We start from the raw sequence: 25578 nt of genomic DNA on the forward strand, positions 1-25578 counted from the left end.
GTTCCATTGGCCCCCATCAAGATCGGCGCGCTGGCAGCACATTTCGGGAGAGATGTCGATCGGGCCGTACTGAAGATCACCACGATCATCTCCAGTGCGGCCCGAGAAGGCATCGATCTCCTGGTGCTGCCCGACGCGTCCCTCGGGGGTTACATCAACAGCCTGAGCAATCCGGATCCCGCGGAACTGCCGCCCACCCTCGATCCCGACGGTCCGGAACTGGCGGCGATCATCGCTGCGGCCGGAGACATGACGATCTGCATCGGGTACACCGAGCTGTCGAAAGGGTTGCGGTACAACGCTGCCGCGTGTCTGACGGGGGACGGCATTCTGGGTAGTCACCGCAAGGTGCACCAGCCGCTCGGGGAGTCGCTCGCCTACGCGGCCGGTGGCCGGTTCGAGGCCTTCGATTCCCCGGTGGGGCGGATGGGGATGCTGATCGACTACGACAAGACGTTCCCGGAGTCGGCGCGGACGTTGGCACTCGACGGTGCGAGAATCATTGCGGCGCTGTCCGCGTGGCCTGCAAGCGTCACGGATCGGGCGTCCTCGCTGCCGAACGATCGGCAGTCCCGTCTGTTCGATCTGTACGACGCGGCCCGGGCGGCCGAGAACCAGGTGGTGCTGGTCTCGTCCAATCAAACCGGGGTGATGGGTTCCCTGCGCTTTCTCGGGCAGGCGAAGATCGTGGGCCCCGGTGGCGACGTCCTGGCGCGGACCTGGTCCAAAGGGGGCCTTGCGGTGCACGAGATCGATGTCGACGCAGAAGTCGACCGAGCTCGCCGGGGGCTGCATCACCTGGCGGAACGTCGAGTGGACGCGTATCCGAATCTGTTGCAGGAGAAGTCGGGTCCGTGAAGATCAGTCTGCTGACCTACTCGTCCAAGCCGCGCGGTGGAGTGGTGCACACACTGGCACTGGCGGAGGCACTGGCGCGCGCCGGGCAGGACGTGTCGGTGTGGTCTCTCGGCCGCGGCGGCGACAGCACGTTCTTTCGTGCCGTCGACCCCGCCGTCGACATCAGAATGGTCCCGTTCGAGCATCGGGACGGAGAGAACGTCGGCGAACGAATTCTGCGGTCCATAGATGTTCTGCGGCAGGCCTTCACGCCGGACGAGTACGACATCGTCCATGCGCAGGACTGCATCTCCGCCAACGCCGTCGGCCGCTGCATCAGGACCATCCATCACCTGGACGAGTTCACCACGCCCGAGCTGGCCGCATGCCACGAACGCGCGATCACCGCCCCGTATGCGCGCATCTGCGTGTCGGCAGCGGTGGCGAGCGATGTTCACCGTGGATGGGGATTCGAGCCCACGGTCATTCCCAACGGCGTCGACGCCGAGAGGTTCACCGCAGCGGCCCAATCGGGCCGATCACACTGGCGCGAGAAGCTCGGCCGATACGTGCTCGCAGTGGGCGGTATCGAACCACGCAAGGGCAGTCTCGATCTGCTCGACGCCTTCGCGCGGCTGCGTGCGCGCGATCTGCGACTGGTTTTCGCCGGCGGCGAGACGCTGTTCGACTACCGCGACTATCGGACGGAGTTCGACCGCTGCGCAACGGAACTCGGTATCGAGCCGGTGATACTCGGTACCGTCGACGACGACGAACTGCCGCACCTCGTGGCGCAGGCCGCCGTGCTGCCGTTCTTCTCCACCAAGGAGGGCTTCGGGCTCGCGGCCATGGAGGCTCTCGCGGCGTCGACTCCCGTCGTCGCGCGAGATCTACCGGTACTGCGGGAAGTGTTCGGAGACAGCGTTACTTATGCGTCCACGCCGGCGACCATGGCGGCCGAACTGGAACGTGCGCTCGTGGCACCGCTGGACTCGTCGCCGGGGCTGACTCTGGCGCGCAGCCTGACGTGGGACGAGGCCGCGTGTAGACATCTGGAGTTCTACTCCTCGCTGCGCTGACCGCTTCGCTTGTTGCGCTTGAGCCTGTGGGGCTTGAGCTTGTGGAAACCCTTGACCCGTAGCGAGCGGACCGATTTGAGGTAGAACTCGGAATCGTGCCGCAGCTCCTCGGTCATGACGGTGTCGACCAGGATCGTTCCCGGATTGGCCGAACTGGTGAGGCGCGCAGCGATGTTGACCACCGACCCGTACAGGTCACCGTAGCGGGCGAGCACCGGGCCCCAGGCCAACCCGACCCGCAGGTCCGGCATGTCTTCCTGCTCGGCGAACGCGTCCTGCAGGTCGAGGGCGATGTGGGCGGCATCCTCGGGAGTCTGAGCGCTGAACATCACCTCGTCGCCGACGTTCTTGATCACCGAACCACGCCCGCGCGCAATGATATTGGTGGCCAGTGACTCGAACTCTTCGAGGAGCGTCGTCAGTTCGCCGATGTCGAGTCGACGCGTCAGGCTGGTGTATCCGACCATGTCCGCGAAGCCGACGGCCATGACGGGGCTGTCGGTGGCGTCGTCGGGAGCGGCGATGGATCGTCCGGCCGCCGCGGCCAAGTGCCGACGCCAGGTATACGCCTGGAGCGCTTCGAGGGTGGGGACCGTCTCGGCTGCGATGTCCCTGGCGTTGCGCCTGATGGCGTCGATGTCGTTCTGGTCTTCCTCGCTGCTGGTGATCCGCTCGAGGATGTGAGAGTTCACCACGCCCACTTGCCATTCCGCGAGCCTGGACATCGACTGGCCGAGAGTGCGCGCAATCGCGACCTCCATCTCGGACTTGATGACCTTCTGCTCGGTGAGTCCGGTGATCAGCTTCAGTGCCTCGAGGTCCGCGTCGGTGTAGACGACCGCCTCGGTGTCGGTGTGGATCGGAAAGCCCATACCGATCCACAGCGCGATGACCCGTTCGAGTGGCAGCCCCGACTTGCTGACGATGTCGGATCGGGTGTACTTCGGCGTGCCCCCCAGTAGATTGCGTTCGATCTCCGCTTGCACCACCGAGTTGATCTGGTTCTCAGGCATATCCCAACGTTCTGTCGAAATAGGAACGGACATCGTCCACGTACGCGTCGATCTTCTCGGGCTCCCAGTCCGTGGTGGGAATGGGCTCGCCGATGGTGACTTTGACGGTACCGGAATGGACGGTGAAATCCTTTTTCCACATCACGTCTCCGGCATTGTGGATGACGATCGGAACGATGGGCACTCCGGCCTGCATCGCCAGGTGGAAGCCGCCCTTCTTGAACCGGCCGAGACGCGACGTCGGCATCCGCGTGCCCTCGGGCGCGATGGCGACCGAGATGCCACTGTGCAACTTCTCGATGGCCGGACGCATCGCCTCACGGGCCTGAGAGGGATCGCCACGGTCGACGTAGGCGACGTCGAAGATCCTGCCCAGCAGGGCGAATCGCGGGTCGCGCTCGAGCTCGCGCTTGGCGACCGCGGTGATGTCCCGCCGGAGAATTGAGGTGACGATGATCGAGTCGGCGGTGCTCTGATGGTTGAACATGAACACAGCAGGCCGCGCCGACCACGCGTTCTCGGTGCCGGTCACGTCGAGTTTCACTCCGGCGATGGTCAGCGCGATGTCCGGCGCAATGGTGCTGGTGATGTTCGCTCCGTTGCGCCTGCTGCGTGTCAGGAGCCCCAGGCCGAGGCCGATCGACGCGCTGGCCAGCACCGACCCCAGAGCGGCGGTGCTGCGAACGGCGGACGTGAGGTCGGTGCCGCGCTTGGGGCTCTCCAACGTCAGCGACGGCCACTTCTTCTTGGCGGCGTACCGCTGTAGTTCTGGATCCGGGTTCAGGGCAACGGGACGGCCGACGGCCTCGAGCAGCGGCACGTCCTCTCCGCCGTTGGAGTAGGCGAAGCAGCCGGCGAGAGCGATTCCCTCTCGGTCGGCGTAGTCGATCGCGGCCTGTGCCTTGCGTGGACCCCACAACGAATCGCCGACCAGTTCCCCGGTCAGGATTCCGTCGGTGACCACGGGAGTGGTGCACAGCAGTGTCTCGAACATCATGTCCTGCTGGACGGGCAGCGCCTGGTACGGCGTGGCCGAGGTGGCCATCACCAGTCGATGCCCGGCGTGGCGGTGAGCCTCGACGAGGGTGCGGGCCTGCGGGTAGATCATCGGCGCGATCTCGTTGCGGAACAGCGTGTATGCCTGCTCCATCAGATCTTCTTCCCGACGGCCTTCGAGACCGCGGACGGCCTTGCCCATCAGGTTGTCGACCGGGGAGTTGCGCATCCGCATCTCGACGACGGCACTCGATATCTCCCACAGTTCCTTGACCGTCACGTCGAGGGTCTTGAGTCGTTCGAGAAACACTGCGCGGGCCGAGAACCCGTTGATCAAGGTGCCGTCGAGATCGAAGAATGCGACGGTGTCTCGGCCGGGTGGAGCGGCGGCGATGGCGATGAGCCGATCGTCGAACTCGGTCATGAATTGTTCTCCTCGGGGGCCGAGATCGGTTCTACCTCGCGAAGCATGCGGTGGGCCATGTCGCGGATCGTACGCACCTTGCGTGCCCACTCGTCGATCTCGAGTGCGAAGTCTCGGCGTCGGCGCGCGATTCCGTCGGAACTGGAATCGACGAGATCGCGGTTCTCCGCCAATTGCAGTGCCGTATCGAACAATTCGCCGGAGATCGACTCGCTGTGATCGAGCTGCTGCCGAAGCCGTCTGGCCTGAGCAGCGCCGAGGCACTCCGCGATGAACTTCGGTTTGTCGAATTCGCCGCTCTGAGGCAGCAACATCAGCTGATCGGCAACCACCTGGTACGCCTCGAAGATCGGCTGCAACACGCGGTGCGCCAGATGAAGATCCTGTGACTGAAGTTGTCGAGCAGCGTAATCCGGGTCGCTGATGTGGGTGCGCCAGTCCGGGTCGATGAGATCGACCTCGGACTCGAGCCGTTCGCCGAAGTCCTTCTTGTCGCCGAAGAAGAACTCGAACTTGAGCAGATCGCGCAACTGCAGTGCCGACTGCCACAGAGATTCCTGCGTGAGCGGCGTCGAATCGCCGCTGGTCGGCAGAACGACCAACTCGCCGATGGCCCGCATGACGAAGAAGTGAATGGCGTTGTTGCGGAAGAACGCTGCGACGAGATGCTTGTCCTGAGCCAGATAGAACAGCGGCTCGGGGCCGTCGTCGAACCGTTTGACGACGTTCGCGTTGACCTGTGCGATGACAGCCGAGCGGACGACGTCGACGTCGGCGATGTCCACTCCGCCCGCGGTGGGCAGGTTGCGGCGTTTGATGTAGCGGGCCAGCGGGGCGATGATGGCCCACATCTCGTTGACGTTGAGGGCGCGATCCTCGATGCCGAGCAGGGCCATGGTGACCAACGCCGCCGGCGTCACCGGAGTCGCGTCGTTGATCGCGTGGGAGACGCCGAGCGCGATCTTCTGCACCGCCACGCGCTTGTCGGGGTTGTCGGCGACGATCGACGCGACCGACATCGGCTCGCCGAAGTTGAGGTACACGTTGCCGCGCAACGTGCCCTGTGCGCGGATGTAGCCGATGGCCATCCGGATGCCCTCGGCCTGCTTCTTCGCTCCGTGCGATTCCTCGGCCATCGCGCCGACCTCGTGCAGACGGTCGTAGGTGATGGACGTCGGAACCAGATAGACGTCCTCTGCATCGCTGGTCTCGAGTGCGTCGACCAGATAGGTCAACAGGCCGAATCGCGGCGGGCGGAGCTTTCCGGTGCGGCTACGGCCGCCCTCGATGTACCACTCCAGGTTGAACCGCTTGCTCAGTAGGAAGCTCATGTACTGACGCAGCGTCCACTTGTAGATCGCGTCGGAGAACTTGCGCTGAATCAGCACCACGCCACTGCGTTTGGCGATCGGACCCAACGGCCAGAAACCGACGTTGATGCCGCCCATGACGTGGTTGAGCGGCAACCCTTCGGCCAACAGCGCCGGACGCAGCACGAGCGGGTCGAGATAGGAACGGTGATTGGGCAGGAACACCAACGGATAGTTCTTGTTGAGTTCGCGCACCTTCTGCAGTTGATCGCGGTCCACATCGACCTTGTATGCCCGCGAGAAGTACGCCCCGAGCGTTCCCCACATCTCGACTGCGCGGCGGGTCTCGGTCGCGACCATCTCATCGAGGATGTCGTGGACGCGCGAGTCGACGGCGTCGCGATCCTGGCCGACTTCCTCCGCGAGCTCGGTGATGCCGTCCCGGAACTTCTTCTGCTCGGTCATGTCCTCGACGACGAAGCGCGGGATCTTGTACTCGGAGCCGATGACGCCGCGCTCGGCTTTGTCCAGAGCCAGACTGGCCTGCCGCAGAATGAACGACGACAGTGACGTGCCGCCGCCGCGCTCGAACCGATCCTGTAGATCGCTGAGAGTCGCGGGCTCGCCGACGAGAACTGCGGAGTGGTCGGGATCGTCTCCCGCCACCCATCGCTGCCACACCTGCGTGGGCTTGGAGCGCCCGCGCGGAGCGAAGATCCGGTGCAGGATGCCGCTCTTGCGATCGGACAGCGTCACGCGCAGCGGGATCAGCAGCGGATCGTCGGCATATCCGCGAACACTGTCCGACAGTGACGTTCTCGCCTCACCGGAGAGCACCACCGAGGGTGGACGGGGCTCGCCGTCGGGAGTCGTGGCGTCGATCCACTGATTCAGAGCCTGAACCTCGAGGGTGGATTTGGCGTCGAGCAAATACACGTGCGGACCGTCGCTGAGCGACTGTTCGTCCGCGTCGAGGTGGTACATCGAGACTCCTGTTCCGTACCTGCGCAAGAAGGCACGCCGCCAGGCTACGCGGCAGAAACCGTGCGCGAGGGCGGTTCGGCGAGGTGGCTCCGGGACGCCGATCTCGCCGAGAGTCACGCGGCTACTCGCCGGTACCCGCGTGGGGTCGACGGCACATCGTATGGACTCGACGGGCGCGCGCGAGGGCTGTCGTATAGAGTGAGGCGTATCGGCCTTCTCGGCCACCTCAATCTAAGTGTTAATCCAAGTAACAGTTACCTGCGGTTACAGTTACTTGGATTGACAGATAACCTCCTCAGGGCCCGCTTCATGCGTTCATCCGACGCGCCCTGAGCCGCCCCGGCCACATCTCACCTGCATCTGTGCGACAGTATTCGCAAACACTTTCGAGAAAGGCCGGTAGTCGATGCCACCCCGTGGGCGCGCAGTGAACGATTCGTTGACTCCCGAGAATCTGACGACACTGGCCGCGGCGCTCGCCGAGGGACGTAGGGCCACCGTCTATCTCCGTGAACCGAACCCGAGCCTCGGCCTGCCCGACGGCACCTCGGCCAAGGTCGTGTCGATCGACGGCAACACGGTCACGATCAGCCCGAAGGGCGTCAACGACGAATTGCCCTACGAGGCCGAGGAACTGCGCATCACCCGCAATCCCGCCACCCCTCCCGCGCCGGCGAAACGAGTGGCCGCCAAGCGAATCCCGCCGTCCGCGCCTGCGCAGCCGCAGGTGCCCACATCGGCCCCGGCCCCGAAGCGACCGGCCGCAGCCGTTGCACCGAAGGCCCCCACAGCACCCGTGGCACCGACTGCATCCACTCCTGCCGCTTCGACGGGATCGGCGGGGCTCGCGCCGAGCCAGGCGTCGCGTCGACCGAAGAAGGCACCGGGCGGAATCAGCGTCACCATTCATGCCGGGGCCGACAACGATTGGTCGGTCACGGTCACCCAGGGCGCGAAGCGGCCCACCAAAGCGCAACCGGTGAGCCCGGAGTCGGTGAGTCGCGCGGTGCGAGAGTTGGGCGATCCCACCGCACGTGATGCGGTAGAGGCCGTCATCTCCCACGCGCGCGAAGAGGCTGCCCGGCGCGTTGCAGAACTGAGCCGCCAACTCGAGGAGGCGCGCACGACGCTTGCCGCCCTCGAGCAGGACGTATGAACGACTCGCTCGTGTTCGTACACCTGTTGTTGCTAGGGTTCTGCCGACACCGCTGAGAGGGAGTACATGTTCAAGAAATTCATGCTCGTCGTCGTGGGGGCGGCTGCAATCGTAGCCAGCGTCGGCGTGGGGACCGCATCCGCGGCCACTCCAGCTGCTCTCGGCGGCGGCTCGGGAATCATCGTCGGAGGCCAGGCCGAGTGCACGCTGACGACGATCGGAAACGACCGCAACGGAAACCTGGTCGGCTTCACCGCCGGTCACTGTGGTCAAGCGGGTGCCTCCATCGTTCCCGAGTACGACACCTCCCTCGGTGAGGTCGGCCGCATCGCGTTCTCCAACCCGGAATACGACTACGCCCTCATCGAATTCCAGCGTGACAAGGTCGCACCGATCAACCGCGTCGGCAACGTGACCATCTCTCAGGTCGGCCCGCCGACGGCGTTCCCTAACATCGTCTGCAAGGAAGGCCGTACCACCGGCAACACCTGCGGACTCGCGTACGGCGACATCCTGCAGTCGCAGGAGACCTGGGCTCAGCTGTGTGTCGTCGAAGGTGACTCGGGCAGCCCGGTCGTCGTCGGCAACACCCTCGTCGGCATGGTCAATGCATACCTCGGCGTGGCGTGCTTCGGCCCAGAGGTCGGCACCAACTTCGACGCGATCCTTCGCAACGTCGATCAGGGCAACGGACTCGGCGCAGGATTCGTCCCGGCTCCCTAGATCCACCCGTTTCGGCCGAAGGCCCCGTTCGCGCACTACATCGCGCGAACGGGGCCTTCGTCGTTCGCGAGGTCCGTGCTGCTGTCAGCGGGCGCGAGAGGACGAGTCGGACGACCGAACGTCGGCCACGATGCGTTCCGCGTCGTCCGGCGCGATTCCCAGCAGCACCAGGCTCGATGTCGTCGCAGCTCCCGCCGGATCCCCGATCAAGCCGGCGTTGGTGGCGTCGAGGATCGACAACGCGATGGCCTCGATGTTGAGGATCAGTACTTCTGCAGCGAGGTACGAGGAGAACACACCCTCGCGCTGTCCTCGCCGGATGACCGCGGCGGCCGCGTCGCGCATCGGAGTCAGTAGATCGTGAATGCTGTTGTGTCCCAGATCGGATCGTGCGACCGAGAGCAATAGCCGGTACTGATCACCGACGCGTGCCAGAGCCAGCGTCTGCCGAACGAACACCGTCACCGCCGATTCGTCCACGGCCGGAATTCGGGTGAGCGCAGCCGAAATTCGTTCCGCTGCCTCCAGAGCGATACCGTCGATCAGAGCTTCGCGAGAGGCGAAGTGGGCGTACACGGTTCGCCGGACCACTCCCGCGGCGGCAGCGACGTCGTTGATGGTTGCATCGGGATTGTCTGCCAGGACCCCTTGTGCAACATGCAGAATTCGCGCTCGGTTGGACCGGGCGTCCCGTCGTTGCACGGGCGGCGCTGCTGCGTCCCGTGCAGTCGAACTCGACTCCGTCGTCTTGCGCACAGGACAACATCTAGCACGATCGCGGGCCGGGAGTGTGGTTGCCGCCACAAAAGATTGCCGATCCTAGACGATGCTTCCTAAGCTGCACAGCACTGTGCAAGGTGTGTCTCGCACTTTGCCAACGGGGGGGAACACACGATGACACTGCTTGCGATGACGCCTGTCCAAGATATGCACAAACCGTACCCGCGACGCTGGTCGGCGCTGGTGGTGTTGTGCCTGAGCCTGCTGATCGTGGTCATGGCCAACACGTCGCTGTTGGTCGCCGCACCGTCGATGACACTCGACCTGAGTTTGACGAGCAGCGACCTGCAGTGGGTGATCGACGGCTACACCGTCCCCTACGCGTCGTTGATGTTGCTGTGCGGTGTGATCGGAGATCGCTACAGCCGCCGCGGCGCTCTGATTCTCGGCCTGATCATCTTCGTCGCCGGTTCTGTGGCCGGGGCGCTCACCGATGCCACCCTCGGGGTGATCCTGGCCCGCATCGTCATGGGTGTGGCCGCTGCCATCGTCATGCCCGCCACCCTGTCGCTGTTGGTGGCGACCTTCCCCAAGCGTGAGCGCGCCACCGCTGTCACCGTGTGGGCGGCCACCTCGGGACTCGCGATCGCGGCCGGGCCGCTGTTGGCGGGTTGGCTCCTCGAGAGCTTCACCTGGCATTCGACGTTCCTGATCAATGTTCCGATTGCGTTGGCCGCCATCGTCGGAGCCGTCGTGCTGGTCCCGCCGTCACGGGCCGTCGCCCCGGGTGCGATCGACTGGATCGGAGGTCTGCTGTCGGTGCTGGCCGTGTCGACCATCGTGTACGCCATCATCGAGGGGATGCACTTCGGCTGGACGGTCGGGCCGCTGTACTTCGCGCTCGTCGGGCTGCTGTCGGTCCTGGGCTTCGTGGGATGGGAACTGCGCCATCCCAATCCGTTGCTCGACGTCCGAATGTTCTCTTCCCGCATCCTCAGCGGTGCCACCCTCGCGGTGCTGATCTTCTTCCTCGTCACCTTCGGCGCTATCTACTTCGTGGCCCAATACCTCCAGTTCGCTCTCGGCTACGGTCCGGTGTCCACCGGCATTCACCTACTGCCGTTGGCCGGCGCAGTCTTCGTCGGATCCGGAATCACGATGTGGCTCACGCCGAAACTGGGACCGCGCATCACCGTCACCGCAGGCATGGTCGTGGGAACGCTGTCGGTCGTCTCGCTCATCGGAATCGATTCGACGGCAACGTACTCCGACTTTTTACCCGTGCTGACGCTGCTCGGTCTCGCAATCGGCCTGTCCGTCTCGCCCTGCACCGACTCCATCATGGGCGAGTTCCCGGACAGCAAGCTCGGGGTGGGCGGCGGCCTCAACGACACGGCCCTCGAACTCGGTGGATCGCTCGGTATCGCTGTGCTCGGATCGGTGCTCGCGGCGTCCTACCGTCAGGGAATCGAAGGATTTCTGCAGACCTTCCCCGGCAAGCAACCGAACGGCCAGTACACCGGGCAGGCGGCGGAAGGACTTGCCGCATCGCAGGATTCGCTGGCAGGTGCGGTGATCGTCTCCGACGTCATCCGCGACCAGAACGCATTCCTCAGTGGGTTCGCCGACAATCTCCAAGCCAACGCCGTCGCGGCGTTCGGTGACGCGGTGGTGCACACGAGTGTCGTTGCTGCCGTGGTGTTCGGCGTCGGCACCGTGATTGTGGCGCTGCTCATCCCGTCCAAGAATGCGTCTGCGGTGACGTCGTCGGAGAAGATCGCGTTCGAGCCGATCGTGCCCTTCGTCGCACCGCCGACCAAGGACCCGGCAGCAGATCGGGAGGTCGCCGAGCTCGAGCAACTACTGGAGCGGCCGTCGGCGAAGCCCCAGAAATCCGGCGCACGGCATGCATTGCGAACCGAGGAAACCGCACCGGCAACTGTGCGTACCGTGGCCGAGCCGGCTCTGGTGGACGCCGAGCTCGAGCGTCCCAGCATCTATCAGCTGGCCTCGAAGGTGTATGAGCTCGACGCCTCCGTCGCCCGACAGGCGACGGTGGACAGCAAGTCCGGTGACCGCGTCACGATCCACCAACTCGCCCTGTCCAACCTGGCGCGCACCCGACGCGTCGAGGCCGAGGAAGCCCTCGACGCTGCGCTCGAACTGAGCGACCTTCCGGTTGCGCCCGCACCGGAGCCGGCCGAACCCACCTTGCCGCTGCAGACCTTCTACCAACGGGCCAGCAAGCAACACGCGAACTGCACCGCATTCAAGGAGCGCTCGAGCTCCATGTGGGCAATGCCGCTGTAGCTTCGGCCCGCCCTCTTTGCCCCCGCCCGCCGCCCGCCTACCCCGCTCGCCCACCCCGTTCGCGTCAATGGACCCTTGCACTCCTCAGACGTATGCAGTGGTTCATTCACGCGCGGGGCATCGCTGCGTGAATGGTCCCTTGCACTCCTCAGACGTGTGCAGTGGTTCATTGACGCGGTAGGGGGGCGGGCGGTAGGTCCCGGGATGGCGGGCAGGGGTGGGTGCTAGATCAGCACCGCACCGTTCGATGCCGAACCCACCAGCTTGGAGTACTTGGCCAGTACTCCTCGGGTGTAGCGCGGCGGCAGTGGTGCCCAGCCCTGTGCGCGGGAGTCCATTTCGGCTGCGTCGACGAGCAGGTCGAGGGTCCCCTTGCCGACGTCGAGTCGGATCTGGTCACCGTCGCGGACGAAGGCGATGGGTCCGCCGTCGACTGCCTCGGGTGCCACGTGTCCGACGCAGAGGCCGGTGGTGCCGCCGGAGAATCGGCCGTCGGTGAGCAGCAGGACGTCCTTGCCGAGTCCCGCACCCTTGATGGCTCCGGTGATCGCGAGCATCTCGCGCATCCCCGGCCCACCCTTGGGTCCCTCGTATCGGATGACCACGACGTCGCCCGCTGCGATGGTGCCGTCTTCGAGGGCGTCCATAGCCGCGCGTTCACGCTCGAAAACTCGTGCGGTGCCGACGAAGACGTCGGAGTCGAAGCCCGCGGACTTGACCACGGCCCCGCCGGGGGCCAGTGAGCCTTCGAGGATGGTGATGCCGCCCGTCGGGTGGATCGGCTTGTCGAGTGCGCGCAGTACCTTGCCGTCCGGGTCCGGGGGTGCGATGTGAGCGAGGTTCTGCGCCACGGTCTTTCCGGTGACGGTCATGCAGTCGCCGTGCATCAGGCCGGCGTCGAGCAGAGCCTTCATGACCACCGGAACTCCGCCGATCGCGTCGACGTCGGTCATGACGTGCTTGCCGAAGGGCTTGACGTCGGCCAGGTGCGGCACCTTCGCGCCGACGCGGGTGAAGTCGGCGAGGGTCAGGTCCACCTGCGCCTCGTGTGCGATGGCGAGCAGGTGCAGCACCGCATTGGTCGAGCCGCCGAAGGCCATGACGACGGCGATGGCGTTCTCGAACGCTTCCTTGGTGAGGATGTCGCTGGTGCGGATGCCGCGTCGCAGGAGATCGACGACGGCCTCGCCGCTGGCGTGTGCAAATCCGTCGCGTCGGCGATCAGGGGCGGGGGGAGATGCGCTGCCGGGCAACGACATTCCCATCGCTTCGGCTGCGCTGGCCATCGTGTTTGCGGTGTACATTCCGCCGCAGGCACCTTCTCCGGGGCAGATGGCGCGTTCGATGGTGTCGACATCGGCGCGCGACATCAGTCCACGCGAGCACGCACCGACGGCCTCGAAGGCGTCGATGATCGTCACCTGGTGCTCGCTGCCGTCGGACAGGGTCGCGAACCCGGGCAAGGTGGAGCCGGCGTAGAGGAAGACGCTCGCCAGGTCAAGACGTGCTGCGGCCATGAGCATTCCGGGCAGCGACTTGTCGCAACCGGCGAGCAGGACGGAACCGTCGAGACGTTCTGCGCTGATGACGGTTTCGACGCTGTCGGCGATCACCTCACGTGAGACCAACGAGAAGTGCATGCCCTCGTGACCCATCGAGATACCGTCGGAGACGGAAATGGTGCCGAATTCCAGCGGGTAGCCGCCGGCGGCGTGGACGCCCTTCTTGACGGCCTTCGCCAGACGTTCGAGCGAGAGGTTGCACGGGGTGATCTCGTTCCACGAGGACGCGACACCGATCTGGGACTTGCCCCAGTCTTCGTCGCCCATTCCGACGGCGCGGAGCATGCCGCGGGCAGCGGTCTTCTCCAGTCCGTCGGTGACGTCGCGACTGCGCGGTTTGACGTCGATGCCTTCTTGAGGATTCTGCGGGGTCGTCATGACACTCCTGAGCGGTCGGCGAATATGGATCCTCGGTCGCGTCCCGGAGGTTCCGCTCCTGAGGTCGCATTCATCGTCAACCCTAAACCCGTGGGTTCGGCGCGTTCGCCGGGGCGATCGAACATCACGTTCTCAGCCCGCGACACGACGTACTCGGGCTGGCAGGGTTGTCCGCATGCGACCGGTCGATCATGCTGCCCACCTTGGGTCGGTGCACGGCATCGCGGGGTTGCAGACCCGCCTGCTCAGGTACTACCTCGTGGCGACCTCCGCGCTCTACGCAGCCGGGGTGGCGGTGACACTGCTGCCGCACGGTGAGCGGTCCACAGCGTCGGTCACGGGCGGCGTGGTGGCGGTGGGCCTGGGAATCGTCGGCGTTGCGGCGTTGTGGCTTCGCCCGCGTTCGGTGACCGGACATCGAGTGGCGCTGACTGCCGCGGTGCTGGCCACGCCAGCTGTGATGGCGTTTCACGTGCTCTCGTCGGCTCAGTCGCCGTGCTTGATCGCGGCGATGTTTCTGGCGATGTACATCCGCGCGTTCCTACACGATCGGCCCGGTCACGCGGTGGTAGGGGTGCTGGTGGTGCTGGTGCTGTTCGCCCTGTGGTGGGCACCGGCCCCGGCCTATCCCATCACCTATCCGGTCTTCGGGGTGGCGATCGTGGCTGCGGGTGAGGCGTTCGGTGTGGTGACCAAGGCGTTGATCGCCGCATCGTGCACCGACCCGTTGACCGGGGTCTTCAACAGGGCGGGTTGGGAGATGGCGACCGCGAAGGCTATCGACGGTCTGCCGGCCGGTGATCGCGTGGCCGTCGTGATCGTCGACGTCGACAACTTCAAACGGGTCAACGACATGGAGGGGCATCGAGCGGGCGACGACTTGTTGGTGAATTTGGCGCAATCGTGGACGCGGTCGTCACCGCGGGGTGCCGTCATCGCGCGTCTGGGTGGGGACGAATTCGCGGCGTTGTTGGCCGGGCATCCACCCGAGATCGTCGACGAGTTCGCTCGCGTGACCGCCGAGGCCCTGCCGTTCGTCAGCGTCGGGACGGCATGGTCGACGGATCCAGGTGAGCAGGTCTCGGATATCCTCGCGCGCGCCGACTCCGACCTGTATCGAATCAAACACGCTCGCAGAGAGCAGCTCTGACCGGACGCGCGCTCTACCGTACGTCGGCGGAAGTTCCCTCCACGCAGTGACCAATGGCCCTGTCGTGCACTGCCCACGTGGGTCGACAGTGGTGGGCAGCCATCGCCTCGCGGTGGGAGGTCGAGGAGAGACGATGAACGATCAGCCCGATTCCGCCGTGGTGGAGATGTTGGTGGAGCTCGCATGTCGCGCTCCGTCGGTGCACAACAGTCAGCCGTGGAGGTGGGTCCACTCCGAACACGGACTCGACCTGTTCACCGATCGGTCCCGACTGCTCGGGGCGATAGACCCGACCGAGCGGCAGATGGTGCTCAGCTGTGGGGCAGCGCTGGACCATCTGTGCACCGCAGCCGCAGCCTTTCGGTGGACGGCCGATGTCGAACCGATGCCGACGGTCGGTGCGCCGGACCATCTCGCGCGTGTTCGACTGACCCACGACGCGCACCCTCGATCGCACGAGTTCGACCTGTTGGCGGCGATCAATCGACGCCACTCGGATCGTCGGGCGTTCGGGCCGGTGCCGGACAACCGCATTCCGGCGCGTTACTTCGGGCGCGTCGACGGAGCCGACGACATCCGAACGACGTTCCTGTCCGCCGAATCCAAGGAGACGCTGGCGACGGCATCGAGGTTGAGCGCGAGCGTTCGAAAGTACGACGCGACGTACCAGGCCGAGATCAGGTGGTGGGCCGGGCACTCGTTCCGGTCGGGAGGAATTCCGCCCGAGGCCCTCACCGATCGCGCGGAGTCTTCCAGGGTGCAGGTGGGCCGAGAGTTTCCCGAACCGCACCGAGTCGGCAGAACGGAAACTTCAGAGCCGGGGACCGACGAGTCCACGGTGGTGCTTCTCGGCACTGCGTCCGATGAACGCCTGGACTGGTTGCAGTGCGGGCGGGCCATGTCCGCATTCCTGCTGGCCGCAACGGCCGATGGTCTGGCGACCTGCCCGCTCACGCATATGACCGAGCAGTCGGGCAGTCGAGCCCTCGTCGAGTCCCTGGCCCCCGGCCGGGGTGTACCGCAGGTGCTGATTCGGATCGGTGCGCCTGCCATCGGCTCGCCTCTCGCCCCGACCCCGCGACGAGCGGTGTCGTCGGTGCTGTCGGTGGCCGCCCGCGGTACGGCACGAGGGACACGCAGAACCACCCCGCTGTGACCGGGTATCACGGACCGAAAAATGAGGACCAAATGCTCTGTGGCGCGGCCGCTGTCGAGTTGTCCAATGGGAGAACGGGCCCGGCCGTGGGGGCCGCCCAGACCGAGAACAGGAGATGGCCATGGTTCTGGCACATCATCAGAAAATCGTTGTGGGCGTCGATGGTTCGCCGAGCAGCATCGGCGCTGCACTCTGGGCGGCAACCCTGGCCGAGCGCTTGAAGGCCCCGCTGCACATCGCCGGGGCGGTGCAGCATCCCGCGTTCTACTTGGGTGAGTCCGCATCGGTCGTTCCCCTCGATATCTGGGACGAGCAGCGTCGGGCGGCTGAACGCATCGTCACCGACGTTGCTACCTCAGTGCTGGCCCGGCATCCGCACAGTGCCGTGACCACTTCCGTGGAGGAGATGCCGGCATGCTCCATGATGGTCGAGCTCTCTCGCACCGCGCGCATGCTCGTCGTCGGCAATTCCGGTTCCGGGCCGATCGTGTCGGCCCTGTTCGGGAGCACAGCGCAGAGGACGTCGACCACGGCGTGGTGCCCGGTGATCGTGTGGCGCGAGGGAATCGACGCCGTCGACGCACCGATCCTCGTCGGTATCGACGGCAGTGCGACGAGTGAAGCAGCGGTCGAGCAGGCCTTCGATCTGGCCTCGCTGTTCGCCGTGCCGATGATCGCCGCACATGCCTGGAGTTCGCTGTCCCAGGGTGCGGCTCTGTCCCTGCCCGGATCGCCCGACGACACCGAGATCGAGCGCGAACAGCAGCTGTTGCTGTCCGAGTGCCTCGCCGGATGGAGCGAGAAGTATCCGGACGTCACCGTGGAACACGTTGTACAGCAGGGTAACCCGGCACACCTGCTGATAGAGCAGTCCAAGCGGGCCGGCATCGTGGTGGTCGGCAGCCACGGGCGAGGAATCGTCGCCAGTGCCCTGTTCGGATCGACCAGCAGCAACCTCACCCGGCATGCGCACTGCCCGGTGATGATCTGCAGGGATCGATGACCAACCGAACGGTGCCGAATCGTTTGCGTCACAACGACGAACGTCGGCGCATACTCGACGCGGGTACCGCGAATCGGCTCGCGCACAGTGCGACGCTGGCTCGCTTGATCGGCCACGATCACTTCGGCCCCACCGTCGACGTCGTGCCCTGCATCTGGATCGGGAGTCGGGTGTACTTCTACGCCGAGGGGCGGTCGCAGTTGGGGCGTAGCATGCTCGACTCGTCGGTCGTGCTGGAGTTCGACGCCGAGAACTCCGCTCGAGCAACAGTTTCCACCGTCGTCGTGCACGGAATCGCGCGTGCCGTCCTCGACGCGCGAAGAGAGGTCCTCGAACAGGCTCTGCCGCGGCCGCATTCGGAGGAACCGCCGATGCACCGGCTGGTCGAAGTGGCCCCGACGTCGGTCTCGGGCGTCGAACTGACTTGCTCCGATCGCAGCACCCATCCGACAACGAACGACGCACCGCGGAGGACCACGACGATGACCGACGACGAGGCAGCAGCGGTGCCGGGGACGGTGGTGCTGGGGTCCGAGTCCATCACCGTCGACATCCCGACGGGCACGGGACCGAGAGTCTTCCCGGTGACCACAGCCGCGATCGGCGGCGTGGTCCATGCGGTGATGATCGCGGAGTACGGACCGATCGGGGGAGTCTCACCGGACGGGCATGTTCTCGCAACGGCCGTGCTCGACCGATGGCCGGATGCACGAGTGTTCGAGCGGCGCAGTACCGGTGACCGCGGTGCCGACCCGCGTGGCTACGAGAGCTTCTACGTGGAACTGGACTCGAGCGGTCGCCGATCCGATGCCGACCTCGAAGCGGTGTCTGCCCTGTTCCGCTGACCGCCAACGGCTTTCACTGCCGGCGACTGTCACCGGAACGCTGCACCGCCGCAGAGCGAACGGCCAGTGCCGCCTCCAGCGATTCCGCCACGGTCCCCGCACACGAGACCTTCTGTGCCGTCGGCCACGGAGCGCGGCTGCGGGTCATCGCCTCGTAGACCTGCTTGGTGGCGTCGGACACCGACGACCGGCGAGTGGCGATGCGCTGCAGGGACGTCGAGGCCGGCACGACGCACTCGATCTCGATCGAGGTCGAATGCGCGAGGGTGGACAGCAAGCGTGCGCGTTCTCGCATACTGGGGTCGGTCCATGTCGCATCGATGACGACCGAGCGGCCCGCGGCCACGAGTCCTCGTGCGCGACGGAGCAATTCCGCGTAGGTATGGTCGGTGACGCTCGCACTGTACAGTCCTTCGCCCACGTCCGAACGCCGCGGCTCGGAAGGATCGAGACCGGCCAATTCCTTGCGCACCACGTCGCTGGACAGAACGACGGCCCCTGTCCGCGCGGCGTACTCGGCTGCCAGCGTCGACTTTCCGGTTCCGGGAAGCCCTCCGACAAGAGTCGTCGTCACCGTCGCAGCTTCGAGGTGCATCAGTGCCGATCGGGCATGCGCGACGGCATCTGCGGCCGATGTAGCGCAGCCCTGCAGGGCGCGAATGCAGGCGACCTCGGCGCGAACCGTCGCTCGGTAACCGATGTAGTGGTCCACCAGTGACCTGGGTGGGGCGTCGCAGGCAGCTTCGAGGTAGGTGTCTACGACGAACCGGGCTGCATCGGGTCGGCCGAGAAACTCGAGATCAATTGCCAAGCAGCATATGTCGTCGAGTCCGTCCAGGTATCGACGGTCGTCGTCCACATCGAGGCAGTCCGGAATGCGCGGTCCGTCGGGCATGCAGAAGATGTCGTCGGCGAGCAGATCGCCGTGGCCGTCGACCGTGCGTTCCTGTGCCACCCGGAGGTCGAACAGGGAGCCTCTACCCGCGAGATAGCGGGCCGATCGCTCGTCGATCTCCTCGATCATCGCAGGGTCGATGATGGAGCGCGGCAGGGCACGGAGTCGACGAATGTTCGCGGCCCATCGCCCGCGGAGGGCCTCACGGGTTCCGGCACGATCGATCGTGTCGTCGTGTGCGCTGCGCTTGTGCACTCCGGCCACGATCCGAGCGATCGCGACCAGTTCCTCGGTGAGATCGGCCCCAGGTCGGGCGAGGGCGGACAGCTTTCGTGACTCGGGGAGCCTGCGCATTTCCGGCAACGGCGTGAAGCGGGTGTCGAGTGTGTACTCGCGATCGAGTTCGGCCATCGGTGTCCTCCGGGCGAAGAGTGGTCCGACGAACGTCGATGTGGTGCATCGTCGGTGCTGTCGTCGAGTCGGATGGGATCCGTCGTCGGCACACGTTACGAGAACCGCTACCCACCCACACCGGACCTAGGTCCTTCGATTCGAGGACATTGGTCGACGATGCCGACGAGCGGGCCTCCGGCGCGGAAGAGTGACCTGCTTCGGATCGTGACCTGCTTCAGATCGTGACCTGCTTCAGATCGTGACCTTGTGCCCTGGTGCACGGCCCGTGTGCGGCGGAACATCGGTCATACACACGATTCGGGAGAGTGGGTGGTTGCGGTGTTCGGATACGACTTCGCTCGCTGGTGGCGCCTGGCACCGTGGAGTACCAATCCTCTGATGCGGGGCCGTGATCGGACTGCGGCTCTCGCCTTCGCGTGCGCGATGGCGGTGATTCTGGGACTCGTCCCCTTCGCCGCGCTGTTCGGATCGCTCACCTACGCCGATCTCGATGCCGCGGCGGCCCGAACGAGCGCCACCACCCAGCAGATCGATGCCTTGGTGACGAGTGAACCGACGCTGCGATCGGAAGACAGTGCCGTCTTCGATCCGACCGAGTACTACGCAACGGTCGACTGGGAATGGCCGCCGGGTCAGCGGCACAGCGACGAGGTTCGCGTCCCGGACGAAGCAGAACAGGGTGCCACAGTGTCGGTGAGAGTCGATTCCGAGGGCAGGCGTGTTGCGGATCCGTCGTCCCCCACCTCGAACGCTGTGTTGGGAATCGCTGCAGCCGTGGGCTTCTGGGTGGCGTGCACGGTCGTGGTCCTCACATCTCTGCAGGCCACGCGGTATTTCGACCGGCGCGCCCGAATGCGCCAGTGGGACCGTGACTGGCTGAAGTTCGAGACCGAACGTGGTCGGACCAAGGGAGACTCGGCATGAGGGACCTCGGCCACCCCGATGATGGACCAAGTGCTCTGAATGTGGGCGCGGTTGCAGATCTACGTTCGATTCGATTCGACTGCACCGACGGTCGACCACGAGACGAGGACGAATCATGAGCAATTCCACCGACCGCATGCTTCCCATCCTGGTGGGCATCGACGGCTCCAGCGAGGCCGATGCCGCGGCGCAGTGGGCGGCGGCCTATGCGGCGAAGGTGCGCGCACCCGTGCGCTTGGTTCATGCAGTCCCCGAGGGGGATTGGTACGGCTCGGCGGCGTTCGTCGACGGCGGCGCGCTGGAGCGGGACCTGCGCGCGATCGGACGCAAACATCTCGCCCGCGCCGCGGCTGCGATTCACGACGCAGCACCCGAGGTGTCCGTCGATACCGTCACCGCCGGTGGAACCATCGCCTCGTACGTATCGGATGCCGGCGCGGAACTGGTCGTGCTGGGATCGAGGAAGTCGAACGCACTTCGAGACCTCACTCTCGGCAGCAACACGCTCCGAGTCGTGACGCACGCACACTGTCCGGTGCTGCTCATGCGCAACGCCGTCGACAGTGCCGACCCTGCTCGTCCGATCGTGGTTGGGGTCGACGGAAGTGAGCAGTCGGATCGGGCGCTCGGGGCCGCGCTCGAGATCGCGCACACCCTCGGCATGCCGGTGGTCGCGGTGAACTACTGGGGATTCGCCGCTCAGGCAGGTCTGGGAACAGGATTCGAAGATGTCGATTGGGTGAGTATCCGTGCACACGAGAAGCGTTGGCTCGAAACGCATGTGGAGACCATGCACGAGAAGTACCCGGATGTCGCGCTGACCACTGTGAGCGCGCAGTCGAGTCCGACGCGTGGCTTGCGTGCGATGTCCGCGTCGGCGTCGATGCTCGTGGTGGGGTGCCGAGGCCGGGGCGCTTTCCTCGGCACGATTCTGGGATCGGTCAGTCAGAATCTCGTCCACCACGCCGACTGCTCGGTGCTGGTAGTCCGATGACCTGGTAGTGAGATGACCCAGAGCACTCAGGCCTGATCCCTACGGCGCGGTGTCATCGGCGGTGAGCCCACATCGCAGTGCGGTGGGCAGTTCGACGCTTGTTCGCCGGTGCCGCGGATCAGTGCTGCGGCGATGGCGGCACCGATCACCAGCAGTCCGGCGCATATCAGCATCGCGGTGTGGAAGCCGTCCGAGAACGCCTCCGGCGCAGAGTAATCCGACCCTGCGATACCGGCGAGTGCCGGTAGGGCAGCCACGGCGAGCAGCTGACTGGTGCGGGCCACGGCATTGTTGACGCCCGACGCGATTCCGGCGCGATCGGTGGACACCGCGCCCAGAACCGCTCCGGTCAGCGGTGCCACCAGAGCGGACAACCCGAGTCCGAAGACGAGTACCGCGGGCAGAATATCTGTGGCATAGGTGGATCCGGGCCCGATGCGCAACATGAGCAACAGCCCCAGCGCCGAGAGCAGCGGCCCCACGGTCATCGGAATTCGAGGCCCGATGCGTCCGGCGATTCTCCCCGCGCGGGCGGACAGGACGAGCATGAGAGCGGTGATCGGCAGCGTGGCGACCCCTGCCGCGATGGGTGAGTAGCCCACGGCGAACTGCAATTGCAACACCAGGAGAAAGAACACGCCGCCCAGTGCCGCGTACACGGCGAAGGTGACGAGGTTGGCTGCCAGGAAGACTCGTGAGGCGAACAGTGACGGCGGTACCAGTGGATCGTGCGAGCGACGCTCGATCATCACGAACACCCCGGCCGCGACGACACCCAGCGCGAGGGCCAGGGTGTGTGACTCGATCAGACCGTACGTCAGCAGACCCAGCGCCGCCGCTACGGTCACCGCGCCCGGCACGTCGAGTCGGCCGGACGCGTGCGGATCTCGGCTCTCCGGAACGTGTTTCGCCGCCACCCAGACCACCACGACTGCCAGCGGAATGTTGATCAGGAACACCGAACGCCACCCGACGGCGTCGACCAACCAGCCTCCGAGCAACGGACCGACCGCCGACGCGACGCCGCCCAGCCCCGACCACAGACCGATCGCAGCTCCTCGATCCTCGGCCTTGATGGAGGCCGAGATCAGCGCGAGAGAACCCGGCGTCAGCAAGGCCGCACCGACACCCTGAAGTAGCCGCGCCGCGATCAGCACCTCGATACTGGGGGCGAGCCCGCACAGCACCGATGCGGCCGCGAACCAGACGGTGCCCCAGACGAACACTCGCCTGCGCCCCAGCCGGTCACCGAGGGAACCGCCCAGCAAAATAAGCGAGGCCAGCGTCAAGGTGTAACCGCTCAGCGTCCACTGCAGACCGGTGACGCCCGAACCGAGATCGCGACCGATGGCCGGCAGCGCAATATTGACCACGGTGGCGTCGAGCATCGCCAGAGCCGAACCGAGCACCGTGGCTGCGACGATCCAACGGCCCCTCGCGCTCGAGAGTGCGATGCCCTCAGCGGTCACAACCGTTCGACGCAGACGACGAAGTTGCGTGAGTCCTTCTCGAATCCGTACAGCGCCGGATCGGGGCAGTCGTCGACGGACGAGGTGCCCTCCAGGATGGTCACGACGCGGCGGGTGTCGGCACCGGGGGTGGCGCAGTCGATCCGCTGAGCGAATTCACCGACGAGGTCCATGCATCCGCCGACCTGCCAGTCGATGTCGAGGCACAGGGCTCCCTGTTCGATGTCGAAGTAGGTCTCGTAGTAGTACTGATCGGCGTCCTCGGGGCACTCGGCCGAGGTGGGTGTCTTGGCGAAGACGACGTAATTGGACTGCGGAGATCCGCAGGTCGCGTTGGCGATGGCCGCCTCGTCGACGGTGCCCCCCAGGGTGACGCACTCGCCGATCTCCACGTCGATGTCGACACTGCCGCCGTCGTCGATGTCGTTGGTCGGTGGGGCGGCGGGAGGGGTGGTCGTGGTGGCGGGAATGGTGGCACCGGAGATCGCTACGGCGGTACCGGACACCTCCGAGGCGCACCCGCCGAGTATCAGGGCTGCGCACGACGACAGCGCGAGAACGAGAGCGCGGACCGAACGGTTGGATGACGCCATGGTGAGTCCTGCCCTCGTAGGTTCGACCGTGCTCGTGTAGAAAATATCCGACTCGCATGTCGGCCGCATGAGGCAGGATGAACTGCGTGGATCTTCCCCTTGCCGTGCCGGTCGCGCCGATGCTCGCCAAAGCCGCGAAAGTGGTGCCCGCCCAGCCCGAGGACGGGCCCGCGGTGTGGTCGTACGAGCCGAAATGGGACGGGTTTCGCGCCATCGTCTTCCGTGACGGCGACGAGGTGGTGCTCGGGTCACGCGGCGGCAAGGACCTGGCCCGCTATTTCCCGGAGTTGGTCGAGGCGATCAAGGCCGAGCTGCCCGAGAAGATCGTCGTCGACGGCGAGATCGTCGTTCCCCGCGAGAAGGACGGTTCCACTCGCCTGGATTGGGAGTCGTTGTCCGAACGGATTCATCCCGCTGCGAGTCGGGTGACGATGCTCGCGGAGAAGACGCCGGCGCAGTTCATCGGCTTCGATCTGTTGGCCGTCGGCGACGAGGATCTGACGGGGGAGCCGTTCTCGACGCGGCGCGCGAGACTGCTCGACGTGGTCGGGCCGCACCCGAAGAGTTGTTTCGTCACCTCCGCGACCGAGGATGCGGCGGTGGCCGAGGACTGGTTCGAGCGTTTCGAGGGTGCCGGGTTGGACGGCGTGGTGGCCAAGAAGCTCGACGGGCTCTATCTGCCCAACAAGCGCGAGATGATCAAGATCAAGCATGCGCGTACCGCCGACTGTGTGTTGATCGGTTATCGAATCCACAAGTCCGGCAACGGTATCGGATCTCTGTTGCTCGGTCTGTACGACGGTGACGATCTTCGGATGATCGGCGGTGCGTCGGCGTTCACCGACAAGCGTCGGTTGGAATTGCTCGAAGAACTCGAACCGCTCCGACTCGGCGACGACGTCACCTACGACGGTGAAGCGACCCGCTGGAATTCGTCGAACGACCGCAACTGGATCCCGGTGCGCATCGAGCGGGTCATCGAGGTGGCCTACGACCAGATGGAAGGGGCACGGCTGCGGCACGTGGCGCGCTTCCTGCGGTGGCGACCCGATCGTGATCCGCGCTCGTGTGCCTACGACCAGCTCGAGGTTCCGGTGCGCTACGACGTTGCCGACGTCATTGCCGGGGGACGATAGCCATGGCCGCGAAAACACCACCGGCGTTCGTGCAGGCCGGCGAACGCGAAGTACGGGTGTCGAGCCCCGATCGCGTGATCTACGAGGCGACCGAACGCACTCCGGAAATCACCAAACTGCAGGTGTGCGAGTACTTCGCAGCCGTCGGGGAGCCGCTGATGCGGGCGATCGGAGACCGCCCCACCGCGATGGAACGTTGGCCCGACGGCTATCGCGAGGGCATGCGATTGGCGCTCGGTCCCCAGGACAAGGAGGGCGACGGCTTCTACCAGAAGCGGTTGCCCAAGGGCGCGCCCGAGTGGATCGAGACGGTGAAGATCGCGTTCCCCAGCAAGCGCACCGCCGAGGAGCTGTGCCCGTCGGAACCGGGTGCGCTGGTGTGGGCGGCGCAGATGGGGACGCTGACATTTCATCCGTGGCCGGTGCGTCGACCGGACGTCGACCATCCCGACGAGCTGCGGCTCGATCTCGATCCGCAGCCCGGAACCACGTTCGCGGACGCCCTGCGAGTGGCCGACGTGACTCGAGAGCTGTTGGAAGAGTTGGGCTTACGCGGCTACCCGAAGACGAGCGGCAATCGGGGTATCCACATCTACGTTCGCATCGAGTCGCAGTACACCTTCGAGCAGGTGCGGCACGCGGCCATCGGCTTGGGTCGAGAACTCGAACGTCGCGACGACGGGGTGACCACGAACTGGTGGAAAGAGGAACGCGGAGAACGCATCTTCATCGACTACAACCAGAACAACCGAGACCGAACCATCGCCAGCGCGTGGAGTCTGCGAGCTCGACCGGGCGCGACGGTGAGCACCCCGATGACATGGTCGCAGTTGGCCGAGGTCACCGATCCACGTGAGTACAACCTCGTCACAGTGCCGGAGCTGATTCGGGACGGAGACCCGTGGGCCGATATGGACGAGCAGGCCTACTCCCTCGAACCCCTTCTGCAGCTGTGGGAAACACTGCCCGGCGGGGAGCTGAACTTCCCGCCGGATTACCCCAAGATGCCCGGCGAACCGCCACGAGTGCAGCCCTCGAAAAAGGTTGCCGAGCACTGGGATGCGGACGGGAATCGCACGGACAGCTGATCCTCGAGCGGGTCGATCACCCTGTGCCCACGTGTCGTTTCGCTTCTCGGTCGGCTTTGATGCCGCTCAGTGTCAGGATGACGGCTCCCCCGAGTGCCAGGGCCACCGAGCGTCAGCATCGCCGTGGCGGGGACGGAGCCCAGGGCGAGTAGCCCCGCGATCAGTGCCGAAGAGGCAAGGCAGTGGGTGGCACCCGTCATCATGTAGGGATATGCGGCTCGATGGCCAGCGACCCAGGCTTCCTTGCTGGACTTGGTTGCCCGAGTCTTGATGCCGATCAGCGAATTCGGTTCCTGATCAGGCCCTTTGGTCACCAGCGCTGTGGCGAATACCGTCAGCGACAACACGAACAGTGTCAGCGCGATCGCTCCCGTTACCGCGCGCGCGGATTCTGCGTCCACGGTCGATCCCTTCTACCT

At 65.5% G+C, this 25578-nt stretch carries 22 protein-coding genes; 13 read left to right on the top strand and 9 right to left on the bottom strand.

What is annotated here, in order from left to right:
* Positions 1 to 6 precede the first annotated feature (6 nt).
* Both AB0366_RS15720 and AB0366_RS15725 read left to right on the top strand, forming a co-directional pair.
* Positions 7 to 858: a carbon-nitrogen hydrolase family protein gene (locus AB0366_RS15720; RefSeq protein WP_366244735.1), complete on the top strand. Its 852-nt coding sequence runs from the start codon at positions 7 to 9 to the stop codon at positions 856 to 858.
* Positions 855 to 1916: an MSMEG_0565 family glycosyltransferase gene (locus AB0366_RS15725; RefSeq protein ID WP_366244736.1), complete on the top strand. Its 1062-nt coding sequence runs from the start codon at positions 855 to 857 to the stop codon at positions 1914 to 1916. The genes AB0366_RS15720 and AB0366_RS15725 overlap by 4 nt, the downstream gene beginning before the upstream one ends.
* On the opposite strand, the gene AB0366_RS15730 is transcribed toward AB0366_RS15725, so the two are convergent.
* From AB0366_RS15730 to AB0366_RS15740, 3 genes are read right to left on the bottom strand one after another with little or no spacing between them, the layout of a single operon-like run.
* Entirely contained in the window at positions 1898 to 2929 is a 1032-nt protein-coding gene (locus AB0366_RS15730) for an adenylate/guanylate cyclase domain-containing protein (RefSeq protein WP_366244737.1), read from the bottom strand. The genes AB0366_RS15725 and AB0366_RS15730 overlap by 19 nt on opposite strands.
* Positions 2922 to 4349, bottom strand: a complete 1428-nt coding sequence (locus AB0366_RS15735) for an HAD-IB family hydrolase (protein ID WP_366244738.1) — start codon at positions 4347 to 4349, stop codon at positions 2922 to 2924. Before AB0366_RS15735 ends, AB0366_RS15730 begins: the two co-directional genes overlap by 8 nt.
* The gene (locus tag AB0366_RS15740; RefSeq protein ID WP_366244739.1) at positions 4346 to 6643 is read right to left on the bottom strand and encodes a glycerol-3-phosphate 1-O-acyltransferase; all 2298 of its coding nucleotides are present in this window, start codon (positions 6641 to 6643) and stop codon (positions 4346 to 4348) included. Before AB0366_RS15740 ends, AB0366_RS15735 begins: the two co-directional genes overlap by 4 nt.
* 406 nt (positions 6644 to 7049) lie before the next feature.
* On the opposite strand from AB0366_RS15740, the gene AB0366_RS15745 reads away from it, so the two are divergent.
* Together AB0366_RS15745 and AB0366_RS15750 are read left to right on the top strand one after the other, a co-directional pair.
* Positions 7050 to 7799: a DUF6319 family protein gene (locus tag AB0366_RS15745; RefSeq protein WP_366244740.1), complete on the top strand. Its 750-nt coding sequence runs from the start codon at positions 7050 to 7052 to the stop codon at positions 7797 to 7799.
* Positions 7800 to 7865: 66 nt separating this feature from the next.
* Positions 7866 to 8522, top strand: a complete 657-nt coding sequence (locus AB0366_RS15750) for a serine protease (RefSeq protein ID WP_121871385.1) — start codon at positions 7866 to 7868, stop codon at positions 8520 to 8522.
* A gap of 84 nt (positions 8523 to 8606) precedes the next feature.
* On the opposite strand, the gene AB0366_RS15755 is transcribed toward AB0366_RS15750, so the two are convergent.
* Positions 8607 to 9278, bottom strand: a complete 672-nt coding sequence (locus AB0366_RS15755; protein WP_366244741.1) for a TetR/AcrR family transcriptional regulator — start codon at positions 9276 to 9278, stop codon at positions 8607 to 8609.
* Positions 9279 to 9431: 153 nt separating this feature from the next.
* Between AB0366_RS15755 and AB0366_RS15760 the strand changes: the two genes are divergently transcribed.
* Positions 9432 to 11552, top strand: a complete 2121-nt coding sequence (locus AB0366_RS15760; RefSeq protein WP_366244742.1) for an MFS transporter — start codon at positions 9432 to 9434, stop codon at positions 11550 to 11552.
* Positions 11553 to 11776: 224 nt separating this feature from the next.
* On the opposite strand, the gene ilvD is transcribed toward AB0366_RS15760, so the two are convergent.
* The gene (ilvD, locus tag AB0366_RS15765; RefSeq protein WP_366244743.1) at positions 11777 to 13492 is read right to left on the bottom strand and encodes a dihydroxy-acid dehydratase; all 1716 of its coding nucleotides are present in this window, start codon (positions 13490 to 13492) and stop codon (positions 11777 to 11779) included.
* Between the two features lie 175 nt (positions 13493 to 13667).
* Here ilvD and AB0366_RS15770 point away from each other — a divergent pair, with 175 nt between their 5' ends.
* The 4 genes from AB0366_RS15770 to AB0366_RS15785 all read left to right on the top strand — a co-directional run bounded on the left by AB0366_RS15770 (position 13668) and on the right by AB0366_RS15785 (position 17646).
* Positions 13668 to 14642 (top strand): GGDEF domain-containing protein, encoded by a 975-nt coding sequence (locus AB0366_RS15770; RefSeq protein ID WP_366244744.1) that lies wholly within the window; start codon positions 13668 to 13670, stop codon positions 14640 to 14642.
* A 133-nt stretch (positions 14643 to 14775) separates the two neighbouring features.
* Positions 14776 to 15798, top strand: coding sequence for a nitroreductase family protein (locus AB0366_RS15775; RefSeq protein ID WP_366244745.1), 1023 nt, complete (start codon positions 14776 to 14778; stop codon positions 15796 to 15798).
* A 121-nt stretch (positions 15799 to 15919) separates the two neighbouring features.
* The gene (locus AB0366_RS15780) at positions 15920 to 16801 is read left to right on the top strand and encodes a universal stress protein (protein WP_366244746.1); all 882 of its coding nucleotides are present in this window, start codon (positions 15920 to 15922) and stop codon (positions 16799 to 16801) included.
* On the top strand, positions 16798 to 17646 hold the full coding sequence (locus AB0366_RS15785; RefSeq protein ID WP_366244747.1) for a hypothetical protein: 849 nt from the start codon (positions 16798 to 16800) through the stop codon (positions 17644 to 17646). The genes AB0366_RS15780 and AB0366_RS15785 overlap by 4 nt, the downstream gene beginning before the upstream one ends.
* Before the next feature lie 13 nt (positions 17647 to 17659).
* Here the strand turns inward: AB0366_RS15785 and AB0366_RS15790 are convergent, their stop codons facing one another.
* Entirely contained in the window at positions 17660 to 18952 is a 1293-nt protein-coding gene (locus AB0366_RS15790; protein WP_366244748.1) for an AAA family ATPase, read from the bottom strand.
* A gap of 312 nt (positions 18953 to 19264) precedes the next feature.
* Here AB0366_RS15790 and AB0366_RS15795 point away from each other — a divergent pair, with 312 nt between their 5' ends.
* Both AB0366_RS15795 and AB0366_RS15800 read left to right on the top strand, forming a co-directional pair.
* Positions 19265 to 19879 carry a hypothetical protein gene (locus tag AB0366_RS15795; RefSeq protein WP_366244749.1) on the top strand — a complete coding sequence of 205 codons (615 nt, stop codon included), beginning with the start codon at positions 19265 to 19267 and terminating at the stop codon, positions 19877 to 19879.
* Between the two features lie 115 nt (positions 19880 to 19994).
* Entirely contained in the window at positions 19995 to 20873 is an 879-nt protein-coding gene (locus tag AB0366_RS15800; protein WP_366244750.1) for a universal stress protein, read from the top strand.
* 26 nt (positions 20874 to 20899) lie between these two features.
* Here the strand turns inward: AB0366_RS15800 and AB0366_RS15805 are convergent, their stop codons facing one another.
* Together AB0366_RS15805 and AB0366_RS15810 are read right to left on the bottom strand one after the other, a co-directional pair.
* Positions 20900 to 22342 carry an MFS transporter gene (locus AB0366_RS15805; RefSeq protein WP_366244751.1) on the bottom strand — a complete coding sequence of 481 codons (1443 nt, stop codon included), beginning with the start codon at positions 22340 to 22342 and terminating at the stop codon, positions 20900 to 20902.
* A complete protein-coding gene (locus tag AB0366_RS15810; RefSeq protein ID WP_366244752.1) occupies positions 22339 to 22935 on the bottom strand; it encodes a hypothetical protein in 597 nt (198 codons plus the stop codon). The genes AB0366_RS15805 and AB0366_RS15810 overlap by 4 nt, the downstream gene beginning before the upstream one ends.
* A gap of 86 nt (positions 22936 to 23021) precedes the next feature.
* On the opposite strand from AB0366_RS15810, the gene AB0366_RS15815 reads away from it, so the two are divergent.
* The gene (locus tag AB0366_RS15815; protein ID WP_366244753.1) at positions 23022 to 24071 is read left to right on the top strand and encodes an ATP-dependent DNA ligase; all 1050 of its coding nucleotides are present in this window, start codon (positions 23022 to 23024) and stop codon (positions 24069 to 24071) included.
* Between the two features lie 2 nt (positions 24072 to 24073).
* Entirely contained in the window at positions 24074 to 25159 is a 1086-nt protein-coding gene (locus AB0366_RS15820; RefSeq protein ID WP_366244754.1) for a DNA polymerase domain-containing protein, read from the top strand.
* On the opposite strand, the gene AB0366_RS15825 is transcribed toward AB0366_RS15820, so the two are convergent.
* Positions 25066 to 25560, bottom strand: a complete 495-nt coding sequence (locus AB0366_RS15825; protein WP_366244755.1) for an SdpI family protein — start codon at positions 25558 to 25560, stop codon at positions 25066 to 25068. The two genes, AB0366_RS15820 and AB0366_RS15825, sit on opposite strands and share 94 nt — an antisense overlap.
* Positions 25561 to 25578 lie beyond the last annotated feature (18 nt).

The sequence above is a fragment of the Rhodococcus sp. NPDC076796 genome, assembly GCF_040702765.1.
In the GTDB taxonomy this organism is placed as follows: domain Bacteria; phylum Actinomycetota; class Actinomycetes; order Mycobacteriales; family Mycobacteriaceae; genus Rhodococcoides.

Bases quoted from the DNA above. Each gene is read 5' to 3' on its own strand.
- AB0366_RS15730 (WP_366244737.1), bottom strand. From the start codon at position 2,929: ATGCCTGAGAACCAGATCAACTCGGTGGTGCAAGCGGAGATCGAACGC.
- AB0366_RS15735 (WP_366244738.1), bottom strand. From the start codon at position 4,349: ATGACCGAGTTCGACGATCGGCTCATCGCCATCGCCGCCGCTCCACCC.
- AB0366_RS15740 (WP_366244739.1), bottom strand. From the start codon at position 6,643: ATGTACCACCTCGACGCGGACGAACAGTCGCTCAGCGACGGTCCGCAC.
- AB0366_RS15745 (WP_366244740.1), top strand. From the start codon at position 7,050: ATGCCACCCCGTGGGCGCGCAGTGAACGATTCGTTGACTCCCGAGAAT.
- AB0366_RS15750 (WP_121871385.1), top strand. From the start codon at position 7,866: ATGTTCAAGAAATTCATGCTCGTCGTCGTGGGGGCGGCTGCAATCGTA.
- AB0366_RS15760 (WP_366244742.1), top strand. From the start codon at position 9,432: ATGACGCCTGTCCAAGATATGCACAAACCGTACCCGCGACGCTGGTCG.
- ilvD (WP_366244743.1), bottom strand. From the start codon at position 13,492: ATGACGACCCCGCAGAATCCTCAAGAAGGCATCGACGTCAAACCGCGC.
- AB0366_RS15770 (WP_366244744.1), top strand. From the start codon at position 13,668: ATGCGACCGGTCGATCATGCTGCCCACCTTGGGTCGGTGCACGGCATC.
- AB0366_RS15775 (WP_366244745.1), top strand. From the start codon at position 14,776: ATGAACGATCAGCCCGATTCCGCCGTGGTGGAGATGTTGGTGGAGCTC.
- AB0366_RS15780 (WP_366244746.1), top strand. From the start codon at position 15,920: ATGGTTCTGGCACATCATCAGAAAATCGTTGTGGGCGTCGATGGTTCG.
- AB0366_RS15785 (WP_366244747.1), top strand. From the start codon at position 16,798: ATGACCAACCGAACGGTGCCGAATCGTTTGCGTCACAACGACGAACGT.
- AB0366_RS15790 (WP_366244748.1), bottom strand. From the start codon at position 18,952: ATGGCCGAACTCGATCGCGAGTACACACTCGACACCCGCTTCACGCCG.
- AB0366_RS15800 (WP_366244750.1), top strand. From the start codon at position 19,995: ATGAGCAATTCCACCGACCGCATGCTTCCCATCCTGGTGGGCATCGAC.
- AB0366_RS15810 (WP_366244752.1), bottom strand. From the start codon at position 22,935: ATGGCGTCATCCAACCGTTCGGTCCGCGCTCTCGTTCTCGCGCTGTCG.
- AB0366_RS15820 (WP_366244754.1), top strand. From the start codon at position 24,074: ATGGCCGCGAAAACACCACCGGCGTTCGTGCAGGCCGGCGAACGCGAA.